The sequence below is a fragment of the Vibrio sp. LB10LO1 genome (assembly GCF_010092875.1).
Taxonomy (GTDB): domain Bacteria; phylum Pseudomonadota; class Gammaproteobacteria; order Enterobacterales; family Vibrionaceae; genus Vibrio; species Vibrio campbellii.
Genome location: NZ_JAADJW010000076.1, coordinates 1 through 2,971 on the forward strand (window position 1 = coordinate 1; position 2,971 = coordinate 2,971).

At 51.4% G+C, this 2,971-nt stretch carries 1 rRNA gene; it reads right to left on the minus strand.

The annotated features are described in order from the left end of the window. Window positions 1-59 precede the first annotated feature (59 nt). A 23S ribosomal RNA gene (locus GXP65_RS24785) occupies window positions 60-2,949 on the minus strand. Window positions 2,950-2,971: the final 22 nt, after the last annotated feature.

The following is a 2,971-nucleotide window of genomic DNA, read 5'->3' on the forward strand; positions in this document are numbered from 1 at the left end:
AGTTCTTACACATTCAATTCGTTCTTGCTTTGAGTCCATCAAAACCCCTTGGGTGTTGTATGGTTAAGCCTCACGGGCAATTAGTACAGGTTAGCTCAACGCCTCACAACGCTTACACACCCTGCCTATCAACGTTCTAGTCTCGAACAACCCTTTAGGATACTTAAAGTATCAGGGAAGACTCATCTCAGGGCTCGCTTCCCGCTTAGATGCTTTCAGCGGTTATCGATTCCGAACTTAGCTACCGGGCAATGCGTCTGGCGACACAACCCGAACACCAGAGGTTCGTCCACTCCGGTCCTCTCGTACTAGGAGCAGCCCCCTTCAATCTTCCAACGCCCACGGCAGATAGGGACCGAACTGTCTCACGACGTTCTAAACCCAGCTCGCGTACCACTTTAAATGGCGAACAGCCATACCCTTGGGACCGACTTCAGCCCCAGGATGTGATGAGCCGACATCGAGGTGCCAAACACCGCCGTCGATATGAACTCTTGGGCGGTATCAGCCTGTTATCCCCGGAGTACCTTTTATCCGTTGAGCGATGGCCCTTCCATTCAGAACCACCGGATCACTATGACCTGCTTTCGCACCTGCTCGAATTGTCATTCTCGCAGTCAAGCGGGCTTATGCCATTGCACTAACCTCACGATGTCCAACCGTGATTAGCCCACCTTCGTGCTCCTCCGTTACGCTTTGGGAGGAGACCGCCCCAGTCAAACTACCCACCAGGCACTGTCCGCAACCCCGATAAGGGGTCGACGTTAGAACATCAACACTACAAGGGTGGTATTTCAAGGACGGCTCCACTAATACTGGCGTACTAGTTTCAAAGCCTCCCACCTATCCTACACATGTAGGGTCAATGTTCAGTGCCAAGCTGTAGTAAAGGTTCACGGGGTCTTTCCGTCTAGCCGCGGGTACACTGCATCTTCACAGCGATTTCAATTTCACTGAGTCTCGGGTGGAGACAGCGTGGCCATCATTACGCCATTCGTGCAGGTCGGAACTTACCCGACAAGGAATTTCGCTACCTTAGGACCGTTATAGTTACGGCCGCCGTTTACCGGGGCTTCGATCAAGAGCTTCGACCGAAGTCTAACCCCATCAATTAACCTTCCGGCACCGGGCAGGCGTCACACCGTATACGTCATCTTACGATTTTGCACAGTGCTGTGTTTTTAATAAACAGTTGCAGCCACCTGGTATCTGCGACTCTCAATAGCTCCATCCGCAAGGGACTTCACCGTCGAGAGCGTACCTTCTCCCGAAGTTACGGTACCATTTTGCCTAGTTCCTTCACCCGAGTTCTCTCAAGCGCCTTGGTATTCTCTACCCGACCACCTGTGTCGGTTTGGGGTACGATTCCTTACAATCTGAAGCTTAGAGGCTTTTCCTGGAAGCATGGCATCAATGACTTCACTACCGTAGTAGCTCGACGTCGTGTCTCAGCCTTAAGAAGAGCCGGATTTACCTAACTCTTCAGCCTACGCACTTGAACCTGGACAACCGTCGCCAGGCCCACCTAGCCTTCTCCGTCCCCCCATCGCAATTGTAAGAAGTACGGGAATATTAACCCGTTTCCCATCGACTACGCCTTTCGGCCTCGCCTTAGGGGTCGACTTACCCTGCCCCGATTAACGTTGGACAGGAACCCTTGGTCTTCCGGCGAGGAGGTTTTTCACCCCCTTTATCGTTACTCATGTCAGCATTCGCACTTCTGATACGTCCAGCATGCGTTACCACACACCTTCAACCGCTTACAGAACGCTCCCCTACCCAATGCACTAAAGTGCATTGCCGCAGCTTCGGTTTACTACTTAGCCCCGTTACATCTTCCGCGCAGGCCGACTCGACCAGTGAGCTATTACGCTTTCTTTAAATGATGGCTGCTTCTAAGCCAACATCCTGGCTGTCTGAGCCTTCCCACATCGTTTCCCACTTAGTAGTAATTTGGGACCTTAGCTGGCGGTCTGGGTTGTTTCCCTCTCCACGACGGACGTTAGCACCCGCCGTGTGTCTCCCGGATAGTACTTACTGGTATTCGGAGTTTGCAAAGGGTTGGTAAGTCGGGATGACCCCCTAGCCTTAACAGTGCTCTACCCCCAGTAGTATTCGTCCGAGGCGCTACCTAAATAGCTTTCGGGGAGAACCAGCTATCTCCAGGTTTGATTGGCCTTTCACCCCTAGCCACAAGTCATCCGCTAATTTTTCAACATTAGTCGGTTCGGTCCTCCAGTTGATGTTACTCAACCTTCAACCTGCCCATGGCTAGATCACCTGGTTTCGGGTCTATATCCAGAGACTGAACGCCCAGTTAAGACTCGGTTTCCCTACGGCTCCCCTAGATGGTTAACCTTGCCACTGAATATAAGTCGCTGACCCATTATACAAAAGGTACGCAGTCACACCACGAAGGTGCTCCTACTGCTTGTACGTACACGGTTTCAGGTTCTATTTCACTCCCCTCACAGGGGTTCTTTTCGCCTTTCCCTCACGGTACTGGTTCACTATCGGTCAGTCAGTAGTATTTAGCCTTGGAGGATGGTCCCCCCATATTCAGACAGGATATCACGTGTCCCGCCCTACTCGATTTCACTTTAAATGCGTTGCCGGTTACGGGGCTATCACCCTGTATCGCACAACTTTCCAGAAGTTTCACCTGACGCATAAAAAGCTTAAGGGCTAGTCCAATTTCGCTCGCCGCTACTTTCGGAATCTCGGTTGATTTCTTTTCCTCGGGGTACTTAGATGTTTCAGTTCCCCCGGTTCGCCTCGCTGCGCTATGTATTCACGCAGCGATACTAGCTTATGCTAGTGGGTTTCCCCATTCGGAAATCCCAGACTCAAATGGTTTTTACTACCTAATCTGGGCTTATCGCAAGTTAATACGTCCTTCATCGCCTCTGACTGCCAAGGCATCCACCGTGTACGCTTAGTCACTTAACCATACAACCCGAAGGAGTTTCGA